Origin of the sequence: Flaviflagellibacter deserti (assembly GCF_042652085.1) — a bacterium.
GTDB classification, from domain to species: domain Bacteria; phylum Pseudomonadota; class Alphaproteobacteria; order Rhizobiales; family Methylopilaceae; genus Flaviflagellibacter; species Flaviflagellibacter deserti.
This window is the reverse complement of sequence record NZ_JBHSJF010000015.1, coordinates 1-1130: the sequence shown is the minus strand read 5'-3', so window position 1 is coordinate 1130 and position 1130 is coordinate 1. Positions and strand designations below refer to the sequence as shown.

The following is a 1130-nucleotide window of genomic DNA, read 5'->3' as shown; positions in this document are numbered from 1 at the left end:
TCGTCGATGACGTTGACGGTGAACGAGCCGGCGGCAAGGTCGATGGCGTCGCCGTCAAAGTCGGTGAACTTCATCAGCTTCGACAAATCGAGAGCAAGACCGCCCTCGTCTCCTGGCAGATGGTCGAGCCGGCCCTCCAGTTCGAACGACCAGGCCCCGTTCTCGTAGACCTTGAGAGAGAACACCTCCTCGGCGCCAGCTTTCGCAGTGAGAACGCGATACACGCCGCCGGCATCGGCAGCTTCGCTGATCGAGGCGACTGTGACGGCGATACCGGCCGAGGTCACGGCCGCGCCGCTCGTCGTCGTGACCGACGTCACGCCCTCGCGGAACGTAAATTCGCCCCCGTCATCGGCGCCCACCGACAGACCCGGCGCATGTGCCTTGGATGCAATCAGAGCAGCAAGGGTACCGCTGGCCAGCGTCGATGTGTTGCCAGCCTGGTCGGCGGTATCCGCATCCAGCCCAGGAGAAGCGCTGTTGGTGTCTTCATTGCCGCCCGGGAGTTGCTCTTCCTCGACAACTCCGGTGCTGCTCTTGCCCGCGACCCATTGCGGGATGTCGTCGCGGATCTCGATCGTTATCCGGCCGTCGAGATCGACATAATCGCCGTCGCTATCGGTCGCACGGATGATCGAGCCAAAATCGAGGGTCGAGCTTCCACCCACCAGGTCAAAGTTCTTGCCCGCCACCGCCTCATGATCGAGCTGATCGTAAAGGCGGAACTCGAAGTCGCCATCGGACTTGTCGACCCGGAATTCAAAGACCGGATCGTTGCCGATCTTCGCCGAGAACACAGCCCACGTCGTCCCGCTGACGACAATCTCAGAGATCGAATAGCTCGGCTCCGTCCCCTTCGAGGTCAGGTTAAGTGCGCCGAACGCAGCCACGGCGTCAGGCGAGATTGAAAACCCGCCCGCCCCGTCTGCTCCAAAACTAACAAGGCTGCCGGCGGAGCCAAACACATAGGCCGGCCCTCCGAACGGAGCCGAATAATTGGCCGACCCCGTATACGAGCCATCGCCATAGACATCGTCATCCGGCGTCGTGCCGCGCGAAAATTTGCTGTCGATGTCACCTTCGTCAACCGTCCGCGATACCACCGTATCCGTCACCGAAGGCACATCGTC

General features: G+C 61.7%; 1 protein-coding gene. It reads right to left on the bottom strand.

The genetic code is table 11. The features are described from left to right. A partial coding sequence (locus tag ACFPFW_RS18550) for a hypothetical protein (protein WP_379771830.1) occupies nt 1-1115 on the bottom strand: 1115 nt, incomplete at its 3' end. Nucleotides 1116-1130: the final 15 nt, after the last annotated feature.